Annotated in this window: 15 protein-coding genes; 5 read left to right on the forward strand and 10 right to left on the reverse strand. The window is 34.4% G+C overall.

Annotated features, from left to right (window positions below; translation table 11 throughout):
* Window positions 1-6: 6 nt before the first annotated feature.
* Together ABID42_RS13030 and ABID42_RS13035 are read right to left on the reverse strand one after the other, a co-directional pair.
* Complete coding sequence (locus ABID42_RS13030; RefSeq protein WP_367284018.1) at window positions 7-861, reverse strand: YybH family protein; 855 nt, start codon at window positions 859-861, stop codon at window positions 7-9.
* A gap of 3 nt (window positions 862-864) precedes the next feature.
* Entirely contained in the window at window positions 865-2,523 is a 1,659-nt protein-coding gene (locus ABID42_RS13035; protein ID WP_367284019.1) for an amidase family protein, read from the reverse strand.
* A 207-nt stretch (window positions 2,524-2,730) separates the two neighbouring features.
* Here ABID42_RS13035 and ABID42_RS13040 point away from each other — a divergent pair, with 207 nt between their 5' ends.
* Together ABID42_RS13040 and ABID42_RS13045 are read left to right on the forward strand one after the other, a co-directional pair.
* Window positions 2,731-3,168: a hypothetical protein gene (locus ABID42_RS13040; RefSeq protein WP_323260667.1), complete on the forward strand. Its 438-nt coding sequence runs from the start codon at window positions 2,731-2,733 to the stop codon at window positions 3,166-3,168.
* 375 nt (window positions 3,169-3,543) lie between these two features.
* A complete protein-coding gene (locus ABID42_RS13045; RefSeq protein WP_323260665.1) occupies window positions 3,544-4,053 on the forward strand; it encodes a D-glycero-alpha-D-manno-heptose-1,7-bisphosphate 7-phosphatase in 510 nt (169 codons plus the stop codon).
* A gap of 39 nt (window positions 4,054-4,092) precedes the next feature.
* Here the strand turns inward: ABID42_RS13045 and ABID42_RS13050 are convergent, their stop codons facing one another.
* From ABID42_RS13050 to ABID42_RS13060, 3 genes are all read right to left on the reverse strand, one after another.
* Window positions 4,093-6,477 (reverse strand): ribonuclease R family protein, encoded by a 2,385-nt coding sequence (locus tag ABID42_RS13050; RefSeq protein WP_367284020.1) that lies wholly within the window; start codon window positions 6,475-6,477, stop codon window positions 4,093-4,095.
* A gap of 123 nt (window positions 6,478-6,600) precedes the next feature.
* Window positions 6,601-7,470 (reverse strand): transglutaminase family protein, encoded by an 870-nt coding sequence (locus tag ABID42_RS13055; RefSeq protein ID WP_367284021.1) that lies wholly within the window; start codon window positions 7,468-7,470, stop codon window positions 6,601-6,603.
* Entirely contained in the window at window positions 7,460-10,033 is a 2,574-nt protein-coding gene (locus ABID42_RS13060) for a circularly permuted type 2 ATP-grasp protein (protein ID WP_367284022.1), read from the reverse strand. The genes ABID42_RS13055 and ABID42_RS13060 overlap by 11 nt, the downstream gene beginning before the upstream one ends.
* 273 nt (window positions 10,034-10,306) lie before the next feature.
* Here ABID42_RS13060 and ABID42_RS13065 point away from each other — a divergent pair, with 273 nt between their 5' ends.
* Genes ABID42_RS13065 through ABID42_RS13075 form a run of 3 tightly spaced genes read left to right on the forward strand, consistent with a single transcriptional unit; the run spans window position 10,307 to window position 14,218 of the window.
* Window positions 10,307-11,530, forward strand: a complete 1,224-nt coding sequence (locus ABID42_RS13065; protein ID WP_367284023.1) for an AAA family ATPase — start codon at window positions 10,307-10,309, stop codon at window positions 11,528-11,530.
* Window positions 11,520-12,557 carry a hypothetical protein gene (locus ABID42_RS13070; RefSeq protein ID WP_367284024.1) on the forward strand — a complete coding sequence of 346 codons (1,038 nt, stop codon included), beginning with the start codon at window positions 11,520-11,522 and terminating at the stop codon, window positions 12,555-12,557. The genes ABID42_RS13065 and ABID42_RS13070 overlap by 11 nt, the downstream gene beginning before the upstream one ends.
* Window positions 12,554-14,218 carry a DUF262 domain-containing protein gene (locus ABID42_RS13075; RefSeq protein ID WP_367284025.1) on the forward strand — a complete coding sequence of 555 codons (1,665 nt, stop codon included), beginning with the start codon at window positions 12,554-12,556 and terminating at the stop codon, window positions 14,216-14,218. Before ABID42_RS13070 ends, ABID42_RS13075 begins: the two co-directional genes overlap by 4 nt.
* 612 nt (window positions 14,219-14,830) lie before the next feature.
* Here ABID42_RS13075 and ABID42_RS13080 read toward each other — a convergent pair.
* From ABID42_RS13080 to ABID42_RS13100, 5 genes are all read right to left on the reverse strand, one after another.
* Window positions 14,831-18,139 (reverse strand): caspase family protein, encoded by a 3,309-nt coding sequence (locus tag ABID42_RS13080; protein WP_367284026.1) that lies wholly within the window; start codon window positions 18,137-18,139, stop codon window positions 14,831-14,833.
* Window positions 18,140-18,177: 38 nt separating this feature from the next.
* On the reverse strand, window positions 18,178-19,758 hold the full coding sequence (locus ABID42_RS13085) for a C1 family peptidase (RefSeq protein ID WP_367284027.1): 1,581 nt from the start codon (window positions 19,756-19,758) through the stop codon (window positions 18,178-18,180).
* 231 nt (window positions 19,759-19,989) lie between these two features.
* Window positions 19,990-20,376 (reverse strand): MerC domain-containing protein, encoded by a 387-nt coding sequence (locus ABID42_RS13090; RefSeq protein WP_323260653.1) that lies wholly within the window; start codon window positions 20,374-20,376, stop codon window positions 19,990-19,992.
* Window positions 20,377-20,555: 179 nt separating this feature from the next.
* Window positions 20,556-21,494 carry a glycoside hydrolase family 43 protein gene (locus ABID42_RS13095; protein ID WP_367284028.1) on the reverse strand — a complete coding sequence of 313 codons (939 nt, stop codon included), beginning with the start codon at window positions 21,492-21,494 and terminating at the stop codon, window positions 20,556-20,558.
* Between the two features lie 24 nt (window positions 21,495-21,518).
* On the reverse strand, window positions 21,519-22,172 hold the full coding sequence (locus ABID42_RS13100; RefSeq protein WP_367284029.1) for an HAD family hydrolase: 654 nt from the start codon (window positions 22,170-22,172) through the stop codon (window positions 21,519-21,521).
* Between the last annotated feature and the right edge of the window lie 50 nt (window positions 22,173-22,222).

Raw genomic sequence — 22,222 nt, forward strand, 5'->3', positions numbered from 1 at the left:
CTTAAGTTAAATACTAACGATTTCGAGCGTGATTTTCCAGACACCTTTTGCTTCTTGTCGCCACATTCTTAAATAATTGCCTGTTTTCCCATTGCCAGAGATTGTGCCATAAACACAAGCTAAATCTCCAGAAGACGAAGCAATTACTTTTAAACCAGTGTAAATCAGTTTTTTATCATACGATTTTTTCAAAAACTGATTGGCGGCTTCTTTTCCAATAATGGGTAATTGTCCATTTCTGAAAATTCTTACATGTTGCGATAAATTAGCTTCAAAAGGATTGGGAGAATTCTTCGCATTTTTCCAATAAAAATGGTCGTTCATAAAAACAAAACGTTCGGCGAAGGTAGCGTTATTTTTTAATTCAGTGGGCTTATAAACTGGATAATTCTTGGTTACAGAGGCATTTTTGTTGGTATTTTCAGCATGATTCACCCCAATATCAACGGCTACTTTCCAATTGCCATCATCTTGTTTTTTCCAAAGCGAAACAAAACTGCCAAAAGCCAATGCTTTCGCTTGTGTTTTTGAATCGTAAATTTGCCAGTTGCCAGCAGTATAACCAAAATCACCAGAACCCGCTATTTCAGCAAAATAAGGCTGCCAATTTAAACTTTGATTGAACGTTATTTTTTGCCAATGTTCAATGCCATTTACGGGCATTCCTTTGTCAAAAACAACGGCATCTGTTCCTAAAAATGTTAGAAAAGCACTTTTGGTACTTTTGTCAACAGAAGTTTGAGCAAAGGCTTTTTCGCTTTCTACCATTTTTTGTAAAGCTTCTTCTTGCTTTACTTCTTGGGAAAAAGTAGCTAAGGGAAAACCCAAAGCTACTGATAATAGCAATTGTTTGAAGTACATATTTTATAATTTAGGATGCTTCAAATGGAAATCTGTGGCATCTTGATAAATTTTAGCTACTTGTAATAATTTGCCTTCGCCAAATAATTTCCCCATAAAAGTAATACTTGTTGGGCGACCTTCCGCACGAAATCCGTTTGGTAAAACCACGCAAGGATGTCCCGTTAAGTTGGTCATTGTTAAATTTCTACTGGCAAAGGCGGGTGATAAGTAAACGTCGATTCCTTTCAACCTATTGTTAAATTCCTGAATCAATAAAGTTCTGTGACGATTCGCCTGTAAATACTCTACTGCTGGAATAAACCTTGCCGCTCTGAAAGCATTTGGCCAAGCATTTTTAATTTGACGCACCATTAAATCATCTTTTCCTGAACGAGTCAATTCATCAAATGCTGCCGCAGATTCTACACTGAGTAAAAAACTAATATCGTTTGAAGGTAAATTAGGCAGTTCTAAAGGAATTAATTCAGCACCCAATTTTTTCATCGTAACTAAAGTGAGTGAATCTTGCGTTTTGTTGGGGTACTTTCCTTCAAAATCTTTTTTCAAATAAGCGATTTTGATTCCTTTTAAATCTTTTTTGTTACCATCGAATTGAAAAGGTGCGTCAATCACACTTGGGTCTTGTCCGTCTTTTCCTAAAATAGCATTAAAAACAATGGCGCAATCTTCAACCGTTCTACAAATTGGACCTAATTTATCCATACTCCAACTTAAAGCCATTGCGCCAGTTCTTGGTACTCGTCCAAAAGTAGGGCGCAAACCTGTATCACCGCATTCGGATGATGGAGAAACGATTGAACCCAAGGTTTCAGAACCAATGGCAAAAGGTAATAATCCAGCCGCTACTGATGAAGCCGAACCCGCCGAAGAACCTGAAGAACCACGTTTTAAATTCCAAGGGTTTTTGGTTGTTCCGCCAAACCAGACATCACCCCAAGCTAACTCTCCTAAAGTAAGTTTGGCACATAAAACAGCACCAGCTTTTTCTAATCGCTGAATTACAACGGCATCGTAATCTAAAACTTGGTCTTTATATGGCACAGAACCCCAAGTAGTTTTGTAGCCTTTTTTCGCTAATAAATCTTTGGCTCCGTAAGGAATTCCGTGTAATAAACCTTTGTATTTGCCTGCTGATATTTCTGCATCAGCTTTTGCGGCTTGTTGTAAGGCTAAATCTTCCGTGAGTGTAACGACGCAAGCCAATTGAGTATCGTATTTTTTCAGTCGTTCTAAAAAGAATTTCGTCAGTTCAAGCGAAGTGATTTTCTTGCTTTGAATTAAAGCCGCTAATTGTCTGACGGAGTAAAAAGCTAAATCATTTTTATCTTTTGGAAGTGAAATCATTGAAATACTTGAAGCTTTAAAGTAAGAAGAGCCCTTTTCAAATTCAAAACCTGTTGGTAATGGATTGAACACTAAAGCTGGTGCAACTTCGTTTTTGAGTTCTACTTTTCTGATTTCTTCAAAGCTTTTACGAGTATCATTAAGTTCAACTAACATAGAGTCTGCCTCTGCTTGCGTAAATTCTAAACCAATTATTTTTTCGGCTTTTTTTACGATGTCAATCGTAATGTTTTCGTTTTCTAGCTTTTTCGTGATAAATGCCCCGAAAGCCATACTTGCCAAACAGAGGGATGTGATGAGTAAAGTTTTTTTCATGATTTTTGTGGATGAAGTGATTGTAAGCTTTGAGAAATCAGCTTTGAGCTTTCAGACTTTTATTGGGATGAGTAAGTTGAAAATACTCATAGCTGGCTTCTCAAAGCTTATATGCTATAATGTTGATGTTTTTATAAAATTACACGATAAACGAAACCTTTGTTTATTATCTTTGAGAAAATATTGACAAATCAAAACCCAAAATTTATGTACGAAATTTTTCAACTAATTCATAAGACACTTTTCTTTGTCGTGATGATTCTAGGGCTTATTGTGATTGTCCGTGCGGCAATGGGTTTAAGTTCAAAAAGCGATTTCACTGAAACTGACCGTAAATTTGGTCTTTTCTTTCTAATTTCTAATCACACACAATTATTGATTGGCTTGGTTTTATACTTGTTCTTAAGTCCATTCGGAATGAAAGCTTTTACAGATTTCGGTTCTGAAGTAATGAAAATTGCAGAGTATCGTAAAATAGCAGTAGAGCATATCCTAACAAACATCATTGCGATTGCTTTGATTACAGTAGGGTATTCAAAGAACAAACGTGCTACAGATGCAATTGTTCGTCATAAAAATGCTTTAATTTTCTTTGGTTTAGGTTTGGTTTTATTATTGAGCCGTATTCCTTGGGATAAATTGTAGTTTGGGGTTGAGCTTTTGGACATCAGACATCAGCTTTCGGCTTTTTTGCTTGAACCTTATTCGGGTTCGTATTTATTTATAAATCAAAAATCTGAAATCCGACATTCAAAATCCAATATCTGAAATCCGTTTCCGAAATTTGATGACCGATAGCCAAAATCACAAATCCAAAGATTTTTAGCGAAAAACGCAGACTTGTCAGAAAGTCTGCGTTTTTTTGTGAAAAATCTGAATACTATTACCGTTAGATAAAAAAACAGAATAAATTGTACAAAAAAATAGCAAAATAGTTATATTGTACTGTGGTTTTAACTTTGAACCAAATTATTTTGCTTTTCAAAGTCGTTTTTTATCTATTGACTAAATTTATAAGTGATGAAGAAATGTATTTTTTTAGACCGTGATGGCGTATTGAACATTGATAGAGTTGATTATGTGTACCGACTTGAGGATTTGATTATTCCAGAAGGAGCGATTGAGGCGTTGAAAAGATTTAAGGCTGCGGGATACTTATTAATTGTAATTACCAATCAGTCGGGAATTGCCAAAGGAATTTATACTCGTGAGGATGTATGGAAATGTCACAACTATTTTCAAGAACAATGTGGGAATTTATTAGATGATATTTACTTTAGTCCACATCACGAAAAATTTAATTCAGCTTCATTGACTCGTAAACCAGATTCTTTGATGATTGAAAAGGCTATCGCCAAATATAAAATAGACCGTGATGCCTCGTGGATGATTGGCGATGCACATCGAGATATTAAAGCAGGAAAAAAGGCAGGTGTGAAAACCATTCATTTAACCGAAAAACCAGAAGAATCACTTTCAGAATTAACCACCAGTAATTTGCTAAAAGCAAGTGAACTGGTTTTACAATAAACAAAAAGAGGTAGCAATTTGCCACCTCTTTTTGTTTTATTATCTATCTCGTTTTTTAGATCTATCTCTACCTTCTGAACCTTTTGAGCGTCTATCGCCTCTTGGTGCTGATTTTGAGCTTTTAGATTTATGTCTCGAATCGCCACGGTGCGAAGGTTTTGTCTTTCTTTTGCCATCGCCATCATTTCCGACCAAAGTCAAATCCATACTTCTACGGCCTAAATTACATTCTTTTACTTTTACTTGTAATTTATCACCAAAAGTAAATACTCGTCCATTTCTTTGTCCGACAATTCTGTAATTATCACGGTCGTAATCATAGAAATCATCTTTCAAATCATTCATTCTGATTAAACCTTCCGAAGCAGTTTCTGTAATTTCTACAAAAATTCCGAATTCGGTAACGCCCGAAATAATTCCTTCCCAAACTTTGCCTTCTTCCATCAAGCTCATGTACTCTACTTGCTTGTATTTGATAGAAGCACGCTCTGCTTCGGCAGCCATTTTCTCCATTTCAGAACTATGCTTGCAACGAGCTTCCCAAGGAGCACGCTCCAAAGGTTGTCCGCCATCTAAATAATGTTGAAGCATTCGGTGTGCCATCATATCTGGATAACGGCGAATCGGACTGGTAAAATGCGAGTAAAATGGAAATGCCAAACCAAAATGACCAACTGGGTCGGTGCTATATTTTGCTTTCGACATTGTTCTTACCGCCAAATTTTCCAAAATGTTTTGCTCTGGTTTTCCTTCTACATCGTGCATTAAAGCATTGAAAGAAGTACTAATCTGCGAAACTTCTGTTTGTACATTATAACCAAAACGCTTGGCAAAAGTCGAGAAGTTTTTCAACTTTTCTGGGTCTGGTGCATCGTGAGTACGATACACCATCGTATTTCTAGGTTCCGTTTTACGTAAATTGAAGACATACTCTGCTACTTTTTTATTGGCAAGTAACATGAATTCTTCAATCAGTTTATGAGAATCTTTTCTGATTTTCTGATAAATTCCAAGTGGTTTTCCGTTTTCGTCTAAATTGAATTTTACTTCAACGGTTTCAAAATTTACGGCACCTTTGGCAAAACGTTCGTCACGAAGTTTGTGAGCTAATTGATTCAAGGTTAAAAGTTCTTTCGAGAAATTTGGAAGTATTGCTACTTCATCTGTTTTCTTTTTACGACCTTTTTTCTTGGGTTCTTCTTCTGCAATTTCAGTTGCTTTTACTTCTTCTGTTTCAGCATTGATGACTTCGCCATCTAATACTTCTTGTGCTTCTTCATAAGAAAATCTTCTATTTGAATGAATAACAGTTCTACCAAACCATTCGCCAATAACTTTGGCTTCTGGTGAGATTTCAAAAACGGCTGAAAAAGTTAGTTTATCTTCATTAGGACGAAGTGAACACAAGCCATTTGATAATTTTTCGGGCAACATCGGTACAACTCTGTCCACCAAATACACCGAAGTAGCTCTTTTGAAAGCTTCAGCTTCTAAATTAGTTTCTGGCAAAACATAATGCGTAACATCGGCAATGTGTACACCGATTTCGTAATTACCATTTTCTAAGAAAGTGAAACTTAAAGCATCGTCAAAATCTTTGGCATCGGCTGGGTCAATCGTGAAGGTCGTCGTTTCTCTGAAATCACGACGCTTTTTGATTTCTGTGGCAGAAATTTTAACTGGAATTGCTTCGGCTTCATCTTCAATCGCTTTTGGAAAATTGATTGGCAAACCAAATTCTGCTAAAATAGCGTGCATTTCGGTATTGTTTTCGCCAGCTTTTCCTAAAACTTCTATGACTTGTCCTTCCATTTTACGCTCTTTTTCTGCCCAACTCATAATCTTGATGATTACTTTGTCGCCATTTTGAGCATCGCCAATATCATATTTTGAGACGAATACATCTTGAAATATTTTCTTGGCATCGGGTGTTACAAAAGCGTAGTTTGGTAAAATTTCAATTGTACCCACTAATTCTTTTCTACCTCTTTCTATAATTTCTACAACTTCGCCTTCGGCTCTGGTTGTGCCTTTTTTACCTTTTGGAAAAACTAATACTTTTACGGTATCGCCGTCAACAGCGCCGTTGAGTTCACGAGTATTTACCCAAATATCGTCTTCTCGGTCTTCTACAACAATAAATGCAAAACGGGCATTTACATGGTCAACTCGTCCAACAACAAATTGTGTTACTGTATCAATAATATAACTTCCGTTTTGTTGACGGATAATTTTTTTGTTTTTGTGGAGGTCTTCAAGAAGTTCTCCGTACAAGGTTTTTGTACTGCGGTCACGAACGGCAAAAGCTTTATGTACTTGGTTGAGCGACCAAGCTGTATCTTCATTTAAGCGAAAAAATTCAAGTATTTCACCTTTAATTCTATCACGAAAAGTTTGTTCTTTGATTTGTTTTGGGTTAATCATTTAGGAATTAATATGTTATTTCTCAAATATAGGTAAAAAGCAACTGATTTCTTAGCTATTTAGTGAATGAGTGATTTAGAAATGAGTGAGGAATTAACAATTTAATACCAATATTCATTGTTGCTAAAGCAATGGAATTACATCTACCGAAACCGATAAAGTATGTTTTCCTGAACTAAAAATGATTCCTTTTAGTGGAGGAACATCGCTATAATCTCGTCCATAAGCCGTAATGATATGTCTTTCTTGGGGAACTAAATCATTGGTCGGGTCAAATTCGCACCAGCCAATGTTGGGTATAAATACTGAAATCCAAGCATGAGATGCGTCTGAACCTTGCAATTTTTTCTTTCCGGGAGGAGGTAGTGTTTCTAAATAACCGCTTACATAACGAGCCGCAAAACCTAAACTTCGCAAGCAAGCAATGGCTAAATGCGAAAAATCCTGACAAACTCCTTTTCGTTCTTTCAATACAGTTTTGATAGGTGTATTGATATTGGTAAAATTAGAAACGAAAGAAAACTGAGTGAAAATTTTATGACAAAGTGCTTTTACACTTTCATATAAAGAGCGTTCGTCTGGAAAGCAATCTTGTGCAAAAGCCTGAATTTCTTCATCCCAATAAATGAATGGACTAGGAAGTAAATATTGTAAAAGTTCTATTTTTAAGCTACTTGTATTCTTTACTTTTTCTCTGGCTTCTTTACAAGAAACAGAAGCCTCTGTATTAATTATTTTGGCAAAAGTTTCTACTTTACTTTCTGTTTTTACAATCAATTCTTGATGGGCTGACTGTATAGAAAAGTAATGAATATTATTCCCGAAAAAATCAGTCCTTTCTACAATTTCAGCAGGTTTGGGACTAATTTTAAGCGAAAAACTATGACATAGCTGTGAAGGTATCGTCTGTGGTTTCAGGCATACCAAGCTATGATAGCTATTGACAGGGTCAAGGTATTTATATGTTGTTTGGTGTGTGAGGTTATATTTCATTGGTATCACTATTTTCTGGATTTTCCATTAATGAGTGCTGTATGACGGTATGCGTAAAGTACAAATCTGTTAAACTTACTGTTACCGATGAAATTAAATCAAAAATATGGGCTAATAAGCTATCTAAATTTTCTCGGTATAAAGTTTCAGCGTCATAAGTACTCAAGGTTGAAATATCCGTTAATTTGATTTTCGTCGATGCTTCCAAAACCGCTTTCTCTGCTTTGGTTAATCTTTCATCTTGTGACGTTTTTGGTAATTTTGAAAGACATTCAGCCAAGGCATCTAATTGATAACTTAAAGAATATGGTAAATTTTCTTCAAGCAATACCATATCTAACATCGCTTCCAAACTTAAGTGCGATTTATATAATAAACGATAATGAACCAATAAATGATGATTAATTAATACGGCTTCAATTAAATCGTTTTCAACATTCAAATCATTTTTGAAACTAAAAGTAGAGCGAATAATGCTAATTCTTGAAAGAATTCTTTCTATCCATTTCCCTGATTCAAACAAATAGAAACCCTTATCTCTCGGCATTGATTCTGAAATAATTCCATAAAAAGTAAATAAACGAGTATGTAGTTTATCCAGTACTTTCTGGATGACATTCGGGTTGTTTACTTCTGGGTCAGAGCTTTTAATTTTCTTTAAGCTGTTTTCTATCAGGTTAATAATCCGCCAAGTATCATGGCTCCATTTATCGCTTACAGTAATTACGCCTCTTAAAAAAGATTCTACACTACAAGCAACAGTACCGCCTCTTTTAGAATTAAAAACTAAATCGTGAATTTCTTGATAAGGGTTTTTCAGAAGCACTGAATTTTCTTCATCAATAAAACCCGGATAAGTAAGCGTAAGATGCGTAAGTGATTTTAATAAAACATGGATATGCTCAGACTTTACCGAACCACCAAAGTTTACGTTTTCTTGTAAAGCATTAATCGTAATTTTCAAAAACTTGGTGGTTGCCATAGTTCTTTCGCAATAACGACCAACCCAAAAGAGGTTTTCGGCACTTCTACTTGGTAGCGAAGTGTGGTGGATTACTGAAGCCGTTTGCTGAACTACAATTTTCTGTGGAGTATCCAATACTTTATCAGAAACAATCCAAGTATCTTTTGAAAAACCACCATATTGATGCGAAATCTCAAAGCGATCTCTCACAGCTGAACTTCGGGTAAGTCCGCCTTCCATTACTTGATAATTCTTTCCGTCCGAAACCAAGTAAGCACGCAAAGCAGCAAAGCGAGGTTCTATTTTACCATTCACCAAAGCGGGTGTGGTAGAAAGACTTACTTCTTCTTGAGCAACAAATTCAGATGGGTTTCTGAGAATATCTTTTCGAAGCTCGTCTAATTCTTGATTTGATAAAGATTTACCATAAACAGACCTCAACTTTTGTTTACGATTGGTACTTTTGATTATCAGTTTTGGAAGATTCGCCAAAACATGATTCATCTCTTTGGCTTGTCCACACCACCAAGTAGCTACTGATGGCATAATTAGGGTTTCGCCTAAAAAGAAACGACAAGCGGCATTCATAAATGGCAATAAACCATTGCTTTCAAGTACGCTTGAGCCAGGAGGATTAATCACAGAAACATTTCCTAAGCGAATAGCATGCAATAAGCCTGGAATTCCTAAACGAGAATCCTGACGAAGTTCTAGTGGGTCGCACCAATCATCATCAATTCTTCGGATAATGACATCTACTTTTTCTAAACCATCTATTGATTTCAACCAAACGAAGCCATCACGTACCAGTAAATCATCACCTTGTACTAAAGTGTAACCCAAATAAGTTGCTAAATAGGCATGTTCAAAATAAGTTTCATTATTTGAACCCGGTGTTAAATAAACAATATTGGGATGGTCTTTGGCTTTGGAGGCTAAAGCAGAAACCGTTTGTTGAAAATTATTAAAGAAAGGAGAAAGCCTGCTTACAAACATACCATTGGTAAGTTCGGGCAAGATTTTACTCATCACACTTCTGTTTTCGAGGGCATAACCCATCCCAGAAGGTGCTTGTGTTCTATTGTCAAGTACCCACATTCTGCCGTCGGGACCACGAGCGATGTCGGCAGCATAAAGTGTTAATTGATTTTCCGAAGGGAGTTTTACATCATTACAAACCCTGAAAAAACCCGTATTGCCATAGACTAATTCGGGCGGAAGGATATTTTCTTTAATTAAACGCTGAGGTCCATAAATATCTCTGAGCATTAAATCTAATACTAAAGCCCTTTGTTTAAGTCCTTTAGCAATATTATTCCATTCTTGTTGTTCAATCAGAAAAGGGATAGGGTCTAATTGCCAAGGGCGATTTAAACTTCCTGAATTTTCATAAACATTATAAGTAACCCCATTTTCACGAAGCTTATTGATGATTTCAACATTGCGAGAATGGAGTTCCTTCATGCCAATTTTTTCTAAAGTATCAAAAAGGGCTTTCCAATGAGGCTTTACTTGACCGTTTGCTCCCAAGATTTCATCATAAGAATTGATTTCCTTTTGATAGGACTGAAGTAAATTAGGAGATATATCTGTAATCATCGCTCATTGATTGTAAATGAAGTATTTTAAAATTTATTAAAATTAAGGTTTTTGTCGCTAAACCTTATACTGTTGGCTATAAATTTCGATTGGGAGGTGGACGATAATTACTCCAAAGCCTTATAAATCTTAAGAGCGAAATAGCCCTGAAATCTATAAATATTTTAACTATGGGATTAAAATGTATGAAATAGGGTAATTGAGGCAATAAGGTTAAACTCTCTGCACTTTAGAATAAAGTGTATATTTGTATCATTATAAAAACAGAACATAATGGTAAATAAAATAACGTTTACAAATTATAAAATCTTCAACAGTGAACAATGTATTGAGCTTGCCCCAATGACTATTTTAATAGGGAAGAATAGTTCAGGTAAAAGTGCTTTTGCAAAGTTACCAACATTGATTGCAGGAAGTTTGAGTGGGAGTTTTAATGAACCTTTTCGTTGGGAAAATGAAGGAATTTTGTTGGGAAATAGCTATTTAGATTTAAACCATGAAAAAGATACTACTGGAGATTTTGAATTTAAGTTAGAACTAGAGAACAAAATATTTTTACATATCTATATCATATTTGGAGAAAACCAGCTGACTGTTCGCTCGTGGAATTATAATAATGAATTTAAAGCTCAATATCATTTTAAAGAAAAGCTCTATTCCATTAATGACAGCACACGGCTATATGACTGTAAGTTTAAAGGGTTTTTACTAGAAAGTATTGTTGATTTTGAAGGGGAAATTCCTAGTTTAACAGATTTCAGTTTTGAATTTGATTATGTATGTTCATACAGAGTAGAACCGAAAGATATTAAGGAAGACCAACCAAAAGAAAAAAATATCAAGAAAATTGGAATAGATGGTAAACATGCCTATGAAATATTAATCAATGATTATATTTATTCAGATGGTCAATTACTTAATAAGGTAAGTAATTGGTACAAAGAGGTATTTGAAAACTGGGAGGTTAATATAGACAGAGATACACAGCGTAATAAATTTTATTTTGAACTAAAACGTGAATTAAAACGAGAAACACCTCGTCTATTTACTACATCTTTAGACAATGTTGGACAAGGGATGAGTCAAATTTTACCTTTAATAACAAAGTCATTTATAGAGGAAGAAAAACCTTCCTTGACAATTATTGAAGAACCAGAATTACATTTACATCCATCTGCTCATGGTAATTTAGCAGAACGATTTGCTGAATCTTTAATAGATGCGAATAAAAGATATTTGATAGAAACGCATTCTGAAAACTTTATTCTAAGACTAAGACGTTTAATCGCTGAAAGTAAATACCCTTATTTTACAGAGCAAAATTTAAAGATTTATTATGTTGATTATGAGGAAGATTTAAATGAAAGTTTCTTGAGAGACATTAAAATTGACTCATTCGGTGAGGTATATGATTGGCCCGATGGTATTTTTAGTGATAGTTTTGATGAAGTTTTTGCAATAAGGAAAGCTCAAAAATTAAAGAAAGATGTTAGTTGAAATTCTACAAGATATTTTCAGAGACGAAGCTAATAATGAGCTATTAGACCAAATATATTTTCTGTTAGGAGAAAAACACAAACTGTTGATAAGAGAAGATGACGATATTGAAGCCTTAATGGAATCAAGTTGGTATAGCGGTTTGAAACCATCTTATCAGAAGACACTTGAGGAGACTATTGTATGGTCAATACATAACTCTACAAGAATACCTCAATGTATAATTTCTGGACAACCAAACGCAGAATATTTTGGATTGGCAGAAGCAATAAAATATTTAGAACAACCTTTTACTATTCTTATTGAAAATCGTTTGAATGATGCTCCATTTATTGATTGCTTGATAGAGCATTTTCCAAAAGAAAGTAAAAAGATAAGATTATTTAAAGATGAACGGTGGTTAAAATATGGAATGGGTGGAGGCAGCACTATTTTGCAAGAAATAGAAGCAGAGTTAAAAACATTTGATAACCCAGTTTTCATTAAACATAAGCATAAGTATCTACGGTATTTTGTACTTATTGATAGTGATAAAAAATATCCAGAAATGGATTTAAGTACTGGAAAATTGAATCATATAGCAGAACTTGATAAGTATCAAATTCCATATCACATTTTAGAAAAACGGGAAATGGAAAACTATTTACCCGATGAAGCTTTTGAGGAAATAACAGATAACCAAGATTTCATTAGAGCATATCTGGCTTTAACTCCGATGCAGAAAGATTATTTTGATATTGAGAATGGATTTAACAATAAAAAATTTGATAAACTTTTACCCGAAGAAAGGACATTTTATAAAGCATTGGATGATTCTCAAAAAAACATATTCCGAAATAGTAATCTAAAAAAAATAAATGGATCCGAGGTTGTGAACTTTAAAACAAGCTTTCCTAAGTTATTTTCTTCTTCAAAGGTCACTAAAATTAATTTGCTTAAAAGGTGTGAACACCATTCTGAGACTAATCACCCAAAAGACAAAAGAGAATTACCAAATTTGTTAAGTAAAATCAATCAATTACTATGAGTTCATTAATTAGCTTAAAACCATCAAATAATAACTTTGATACATATCTGGATGATATTAATTCGGGGTTATTGCTAATCCCAGAGTTTCAACGTGATTTTGTATGGGAACTTGACAATGTACTCAACCTATTAAATAGTATCAAAAAAAATTTCCCCATAGGGTCGTTTTTATTTTGGACACCAGAAACAGAATTTAGAATAGCGAAACAAGTAGGACCTTATACTATTAATGAATCTGTTTTTGAAGCTTTTGAAAAAAAGCAACGTAAATATATTCTAGATGGTTATCAGAGAATGTCTGCTTTGTTTGGCGTACTTTCTAATCCAGAAAAAATTAAGAACTTTGAGTTTAATGAGAAAGCATTTAACTCTACTTTTAATATCTACTATAATCTTGATAATGAAGTATTTGAGGTGTTTGGTCGTAATCTTGAACTGTATTGTGTACCAGCATATACCTTATTGGATTATGAATCTTTTTTAACTTACTCAGAAAAAATACAGCGAGAATACACTCCTGAAATATCAAAAAAATATACTGATAGACTAAAAAAAATAGTTACTACTTTTAGTAGATACCAAATGCCAGTAATTGAGATAGCTGGTGGAACTTTGGATGAAGCGATAGACATATTTACATTACTAAATAAAGAAGGTAAGCCAATAACGCCCGATTGGATATTGTCGGCTAAAACTTATACCGATAATTTTAGATTAGGACACAAAATAGATATAACACTTGATAAAATAGAGAAATATAATTTTGTTGATAAAAAACCAAGAGAAGTAGCGGTAAGAGATTTGGTTTTTAGAAGTATTCAAAGCTCGTTTGGCGATTTATATTTAGACAATAAAAAAACAGATATTATCTCCCTTTCTAAAAACCCAAACTTTCAAAGTCAAATAGAAATTACCGTAAAAAGTATAGAGTTTGTGGCTAAATTTTTATTTGAGGAACTATTAATTGTCGATAATAAACTGTTACCAGCTAATATCCAGTTTATCTTTTTGGTAGAGTTTTTTAACCACATTCCTGAACCTAATAATCAACAAATAAAAAAGCTAAAACAATGGTTTTGGGTTACTACGTATGCAAACTATTTTACCATTTTTAGCCCAAGTAAAAGAAAAACAGCATTTCAGCATTTTCAAAAATTTATAAAAAATGTCGAACTTAATCCTGTGTATAATGATAGGCTTGACCAACCATTTGTAGTGCCAGCATTGTCTGATAAAGTAAACTTGGGTTCAGTGCGTTCAAAAGCTCATATTTTGTTTATGTTGAATTACTCGAATAATTTTCAACCTGTAAATACAGAGTATATTGAAGACTATAAGGTTTTAAAACTCTTTGCAGAAACTAAATTTTCATCTGATTTAGGAGAAAGTGCAAATATGGTAGTATGTCTAAATAAAACTACTGACAATGTATTTATTCAGTCGGGTAAAAAAACTAACGACTTATCCTTCATGCTTGCTCAGGAAAATAAAGGTGAATATTCAGAGTATTTTATAACAGATGAAATGAGAGATGAATATTCAAAAGGTGATATTGAAAGGGTGCTTGAATTAAGAAAGAAATTAATTATTGATGAAGAACATACCTTTGCAGGGAATTTAGGGTTAGACTATTTTGGGTACTCTCAATTTTCTTTTTAGATAATAATAAGGAAGCGTTCGATTTGAAAAATCGAAAGACACTAAAACCAAATTAGGGAAAATCACCTGATTTAACCAGATAATTTTCCCTAATTTATCATTCATAACTCTTGCTTAATCTATCGTTTTCTGCCGTTGTTCGTGTCTCCACGAACAAAAAAAGTTTATGAATTAACGCAAAAATATATTAGAGAAAAACAAGCCGTTTAATTGTTCGTGAAGACACAAACAATGGCAAAAGAAGAAATTGAAAATGAACTAAAATCTAATTGATAAATATACAATTTGCGGTTTTCTTCGGTTTTTAAAAGCTGAATCTCTCTAAAAGATAGCTTTTTGATACTTTGAGTATATCGATTCCATCTAAATCACGCAATTTCCCGCAAAAAAGATAGATTTTTGATGCTTTTTACCGCAAAATCCCGCAAAAAAGATCCATCAACCTATCAAAAAGATAGGATTTTCCATCTTTTTGATAGGTTGATGGGTTTCAGAGATAGGTTTTTGATTCTTTGCAAACCTATAAGGATTTGCATAATTGAGAATAATAAGAGATTTACCCCCAAATCTTTATAGCTTTAATTAAATACTTACTTTCATCAAATATTACTTTTACTTCATCATTTCCACAGGGAAATCATTCCCAAAACCATAGCTTGCTGGATATTGTGGCGTTCCGCTGTATTTTTTCATGAGTTCAGGTACTTGTACTTGAATAAAGTTTTTGAGCCCGTTTACTGTAATCATTTTATTATTGGCTGCCTGTCCTTTCAGTGCTTGAAGCAATACATAAGTAAAAGCACCATGTCCGAGTGTAGCAAATTCATTGGCGAATTGCTTAGAACCCGATGCCGCCATCCAATGTGTTCCTGTACTTCTTGCTACCACGGCTAAACTTTTTTGTTGTTTCGCATCTGACGTCATTAATTGTTCAAATGCTCCTGCACTTTGGCACGCATCCAAAATAAATACCTGTTTTTGTGCCTGTATATTAACGGCATAAGCTTGTAATTGCTTCGAAGGAATTCCCTTTTGTAAAAGTATTTCATCTACATTTTTCAGGTCTGCTACATCGGTAGGCACTAAGTAAAATTCTTTGTTTTTATCAGAAATTACCCCGTGTCCTGCATAATAAAATACAAAGACATCTTGTGCTTTAGCTGTTTTTTGTACTTCTGTCAAAGCATTTACAATTCCATTTTTATCGGCTTTAGTATCGGTAACGAAATATGTTTTTACGTTAGAAATAACCGTTTTTGCATCTTTTTCGATTTCATCTTTAAAGGCAGTAGCATCTGCTAGGGCGTAGTTGAGCGATAATTTCTCATTCTGATATTTATTGATGCCAACTACCACCAAGTGGAGCGTTGCATTTTTATCAACGGGGTCGATAATGCCACCATCTTTAGCAATATTTGGTTTGTTAGTCGGTTGGTTTCCAGCTTTATAATTGACAATAATTTCATCGGGCTGACTTTCTGTTCTTTGGCTATTCAGGGCGATGGCTCTGAAAATATTCTGTCCTGCCAATAAATTGATGGTGTATTTCTTGGTATCTGTTCCTGTAGTATTATCGGTTACGAACAAGCCACGAGTGGCCAAATTCACAATTTTTCCGTTATGAAATAACCTGATTTCATCAATTTTATCATTTTCGGCAGTAGCATTTACTGTTATTTCTGCGAGTCCCGTTGTGTTTTCATAGCTTGGTTTTGTATCATCTTCCACGGTTAGGTTTCTTGTTTTTTGTTCATACGAAATCTTACAAATGGGCGCTTTGTGCAAATCATCAAAATCTGCATCTATGCTAGGAAAACGTTCGCCAGCTAAGAGACGAGCCAATAATTTGGGAGTATAATATTTTTCGTAGAGTATTTCTAAAGGGAAAGTATTAATGCCTTTTACGAAATAAAGGTCTTTTTGAGCATTCGCTGAAGCATCGAACTGACCATTTGGCGTGACAACCGCCCAATCGCTTGTGGATGGATTTGGATATAAAGTAGCTAATAATTCACCTGTTTGTAAATCCCAAAGTTTTACGTTGTTTTCTCTGGCATTTGTAAATAAATAACGGTTGTTTTTACTAACTGTTACGCCTGCTACGGGGTCGTTATAGGCTTTTATGGTTTTGGAAGAATCCCATCTTTGTTGTTGAATATTGTAAAAATGTAATCGACCTTCAAAATCGCTTGCGATTAAATATTGCTCATCCGCCGTGAAGGCGACTGAATAATATAGTTTTTTCCCATCTGGAAGTATCTCTGGGATTTCTATCGTTTTTTCTGTGCTGATTTCAACGATTAGATGTCCATTTCCTGATTGAAAAGCAAGGTATTTGTCATTAACAGAGAATTTTAAACTTTCGCCACTAACGTATTTTTTAGGTAAAGTAACTTTCTTGATTAAGTTTCCTGTTGCACCGTCCAATATATCAATACTGGTAAAACCTTTGAAGGAATTGATGGCTGCTAATTGTCGAGATGTATGTGCAAAAACTGCTTTGTCAATACCTTTTTTTCGCCAAATGATTTTCTTCGTTGTGACGTCAGCCACCACCAATTTATCTTGATTGATGCTGTATTTATCTTCAACATTAGGGTCTAAGTAATAACCAATATGGAAAAGATATTTATCATCAAAAGACAGACCCATGAATGATGGAGTACGATTGACATTACTAATTGAACCTTCATAAGGAAAATCTTTATGAGCATTGTTTGCTAAATCTATTTCAGTCCAAAAGTCATATAGCTTATTCCCTTTTTGGTTAAGTTGCAAATGATAGTCGAATGCAGGTTGAGTTGTCTGAATTACTTTACGCATTGCACCAGAAGATAAATCCCAGTTGACGGCTTTTTTATCTAATTCGATTAATAATTGATTAGATGATTCTGAGAGATGATGATAGAATACTTCTTCATTGGTTACTCCAAATAGCTTAGTGATGGTTTGTCCATTTTCAGCATTGAGGAGGCTTAGGTTTTTTAATGTTCCGAATAATATCTTTTTTCCATCATCAGAAAAACGGATTACTCCTTTTCGGCTACCGTATTCACTGATATAAAAACCACCTTGTTTAATTCGCCAAATATCTTTCTTGGTTTCAAGGTTGATTAAAATTATTTCATTTGTAGTATGGGCAAAGATTTTTTTACTATCAGGAGAAAAACCAGCAAGGTTTAACAATTTAGTTTTGTAGTCATTGGGATGAGTATATGAATAAATACTTTGACCAGTATTAATATCCAATACTTCTAATGAATTGTTGTTTCCTGCCATCAAGTAGCGTCCATCTGGAGAAAATCTGGTGAATTTAATATCAAGAATTGGAGCACTTGCATAATCGCTTTTAGCCAAATTGAAATTTAATACTTTTATGATTTCTCCACTTGGTACTTTACACAATGTTACATCGTTTTTGTTCGGAATTGAAATAATATTGCGTTCTTCCGAATAGTCTTGCTCAATTCCAAATTTATTGATTCTAATCGTTCCTCTGTATCCATTTTCACGAGTATAAATACTGGCATTATTTAATAACAAAGCTGATTTTCGGTAATACGACCAATTGAAACGATTGTTTTTATCGTTTCCAGTATTATTAATCGGGCTTTGGCTTATTACTTTTCCTGCATAGTCTATCGTTTGAAATTTATATTGATTCGTTACAACATCAATCGTTTTGTTGTCTAATCTAAAATCAGCCGCCATAATATTCGGAAAACTTTGTAGTTGTTTGCCTGTACTTAGTTCCCAAAGAATGAGTGTTTCGTTGACCTCAACCGTTAAACCAATTTTATTATCTGGCGAAATAGAAGCCATGATAAGCTCACTTTGTAAACCCGATTTGATGACTAATTGTGGTTTTTGAGCGAAAAATATGAATGGGAATAAGAGTAAAAAGATTAAGAACTTTTTCATGATGTTTTTGAGAATAAAATTTATAGAAATCAGCTATTTTAATTATGTTTTATTTCAACCATTAATGGTACAACACTGCCAGTAGTTGGCGTAGGAGGGGCATCATCCGCAACTGTTAAATTTCTGGTTGAATGTCCTTTTGTACTAAAAGCAACACGGCTTGAATCATAAGTAATTTTAGTTTTGTCAATCAATTTATTTCCTAACACAGCTTTGATTTTGGTACTCAAAGCACCTGTCATTCCATTCATTTTTTCGGCGATGGCTTTAGCATCTAGTTTTTCGGCAGCGTATAAAATCAAGAGATAATCAGTGCCTTTTTGGTTATCTAACTTTATAACTTTAGTATCCGAAGGAAAAGCGATGATACTGTTTGCGCCAACATGGGTTGAAGTATTATCATTAAAAGGTAAAATTCTATTTACTTGTCCAGTTAAATCTGTGGCAAAAGCATATACATAAGCTTCGGCGTCAACATTCATATAAAAGCGAAAAGCCGTTCCACTTGTGTAGGCATTTGCCATTGAGTAAGCTACTAAATCTTCTTTTGGACCTTGAAATTCTTCTTCAACGGTTAAGTTTCTGGTAGAAGTTTTTCCAACAGCCATATTTTCGCCAGTATTAAGTTTGAACTCAATATTGCCACTTAAACTAAAAGTCTGTTCGGGCTTAGGCTGTGGTTTGGGGTCTGGACTTGGTTGGGGTTTTGGTGGTGTAGGTTGTACTTCAACAGGTACTGGCGTATCAGTTCCTCCAAAAACCTGAATTGCCATTACACACCATTTGGCATAATCTTGGTATTTTATCCAAACATAACCGTGGTCTGCCCAGTCGGTTCCCCAGCTATTGAGTACTCTGAATGCTCCGCCAGCTTTGTTATCGTCGTAACCTACAATTGCCATGGCGTGTCCATTGTGTTTCCAATCATTCAACGCTTCGTTGGGAGAAGGCTCCCAAACATCAGACTTTATCTTGAAAAAGGTTTCAGGCAAATTAAAACCAGTAGAAACAGGCGAACCTTCCAAGAGTGCTTTCTTGGTTAAATCAATTCTGGCTTGTTCGGGTTTGTCATACTCTTTAATACCAGTAGCATAGAGAATCGCAGCATCGGCAATGCGATATTTAATGGCTTCTTTAGATACTTCTGGCGTGATAGGCAAACCACATTTGTAGGGAACATTCTTCATCAATGCTTCGCCTTTTTCAATCATCGTAAGAATAGCAGTGATTGGATCTGCTCCATTTTGGCAGTCAGCATCATCTGCTTTCTTGATTTGTTCATACAAGAAAGTAGGAGAGAAGGCATATTTATTAATCAGTGCTTTATCGGTAAGATTATGAGCTTTGGCATATAAAATAGTAGCAATGCCATAACCATTAGCAAATGCCACACAAGTACCATGATTACCTTGGTCGCCAGGCGTGGGACAATATTTTTCCAGCGAATGAGCTGTTGGCATCCCTCTAAAACTGCGTAAAGAAAGTTCTACTTTTTGCGGAGTAGCAGCAATTGTAGAAAGGTCGAAATTAGCACCAGTACCTTTTTTTTGCGAAAAGGCGTGATTGATTGTTGATGAGCAGAATGCTAAGAATACGATGAAGAAGTATCTCTTTTTCATGAAATGGAATGATTTGTTTTAAAAATAGAAGGCGATTAAATGCCAAGTTAAAGATGGGGAAAGGGAGAAGAGGAGGCAAATGGAATGAGTCCAGACTTATAAGTTTAGACATAAATAGCCTTTAAAGGTGTTTTAAAGGCATATTTACTTTTAATAAAGATATGATTTACAAACAAAAAATCCCTTCCAGCGACTGAAAGGGATTTTTATGTATGAGTATTTTTACAAATCTTAGCAATTGCAAGATTTTACTTTTGCTTTCCAATTGATATAATATGCTGAAGCAATTAATAAAGCACCTAAGCTACCAGTGATAAATTCAAAACTTTCTCCTAACCAAAGTACTTCAATAAGTTTAATAAGTAAACTTCCATTCAAGAGTAAAAGGGGAATCGCATTGACGTGTTTTCTATAGTCTATCCACAAAATGATTCCTGCTAACAAAATACTTCCACCAATAAACCATAATTCCCAAGAATGGTCAGCGATTAAGCTTCCACCCAAAAATGGAATAAGCGTAATTAATACTGGAGTAGCTATGCAATGTATCGCACAAAGAATAGAAAGGTAAAAACCAACCTTCTCTATTTTTAACGTATGACGATGTGTATGTTCCATTGTTGTAATCATGTTGCAAAAATAATACAATGCAACGTCATTGCAAATAAAAGTTTTGTTTTTATTTTTAGGGAGAATCATTCAAATTAATCTCTTACTTTTCGTAAAAGCAAAACGGTAACCCGAAAGAGTTACCGTTATATAATTTTCTGTATGACTTGGAAAGCCTTAGTTCAATTTTATTCCGCTATCAATTTATCATAAACTTCTTTTGATACTTCAAATACAGTTCCGTGACGAAGTCCTTTTGGAAAAACAGCTTTGTCAGAAACATCTTCCCAAGTTTTGTAGTCTTTAGAACGAATAGCACCATACTTATGCTCGGTATATTTATCGAAATACACATAAGTATATTCGCCAATTTTCACACTTGTTGGTCCTTCAGCCCAATATTTTCCAGTGATTGGAGCAGATACTTCAGTTGGATATGGCCCTTCTGCTTTTTTAGAACGAGTAATTCTAATATTTTTTTCTGCTGGTTTTGGGTTTTCATTTTTCACAAACATATAAAACCATTTTCCATCTTTCAAAATCGTAGCATCAATCGCACTAAAAGTAGGATTGAAAAACATTTTAGTTTCACTGAAAGTCTTAAAATCACGAGTTTTTACATAATAAATTCGGTGATTTAAACCTTTTTCACGCTCTGTTTCTCCAATTGCAGAGTGTCTTCCAGGAATGGTTGTAGCCCAAAAAATCAGGTAGTTTTTTGTCTTTTTATCATAGAATACTTCTGGAGCCCAAGAGTTTTTGGCAGTGGGTTCATGTTCCATTACAGGAATGGCTTGCTGTTCCGACCAATTGATTAGGTCTTTAGACGACGCATAACCAATAATTCTATCATTCCAACCACTTGTCCAAACCATTTTAAATTCGCCATCTGCTCCTTGAATAATACATGGGTCACGCATTAATTTATCTTTACCAACAGCAGGTTTCAAGAACGATTTTCCATTTTTTACTATATTCCAAGTTAAACCATCTGTACTTGAAGCAAAATGTAAACCGTCTTGTCCGTTATCAACGAAGTAAGAAAACAACAAAACTTTATCTTGAGCCTGTGTTTTAGAATAAACTATTGTAAAAAGGAGTACTAAACAAAAGATACTTTTTTTCATATTAGGTAATAATGCTAAAGGTTGTTAAAAAAGATTTTTTACTTGTTCAATCGTGAGGTGTTGGTAATCACTCAAAAATAATTTAATGTTCGAAAAAGCTTCAAATTCAGTTTTATCGTGCGTAGTTGTTAAGATAATTGTTTGACAACCCGCATTTACAGAAGTTTTAGCACCTGTTGGTGAATCTTCAAAAACGAGGCTTTTGTTCAATGAAACACCTAATTCTTTTGCTACTTTTTCAAATACTTCTGGATCAGGCTTGCCTTTATCGACTAAACCAGAATGTACGACTGACGAGAAGTAATGACGAATCCCTAAATTATCCAATACGAAATCTACATTTTCGGCGGGTGCTGCACTACCAATTCCTAATGGAATATTAGCGGCTTTTGCTTCGTCTAAAAATATTTGAAGTCCATCAATTAAACGAAGTTCATCTTTAAATACTTCTCTATATTGCTCTTCTTTCTCGAAAGAAACTTGGTAGCGTTCTTCTGGAGTAAAACGATTTGGAAATAATCTTTCAATGATTTCCTCATTTTTTCCGTGACAACGTTCTTTTACTTCTTCAAGGGTTAAATCAAGTCCTAATTCTTTTAATTTTAATTGCCAAGCACGGTGATGAACCATCATATTATCCACCATTGTGCCATCCATATCGAAAATAAATGCCTGCATAATTGTCTTTTTACTGTAAATGATTAATATTTTTTGAGGAGAATTGAATG

It is taken from the genome of Arcicella rosea, assembly GCF_040543805.1.
GTDB lineage: Bacteria > Bacteroidota > Bacteroidia > Cytophagales > Spirosomataceae > Arcicella > Arcicella rosea.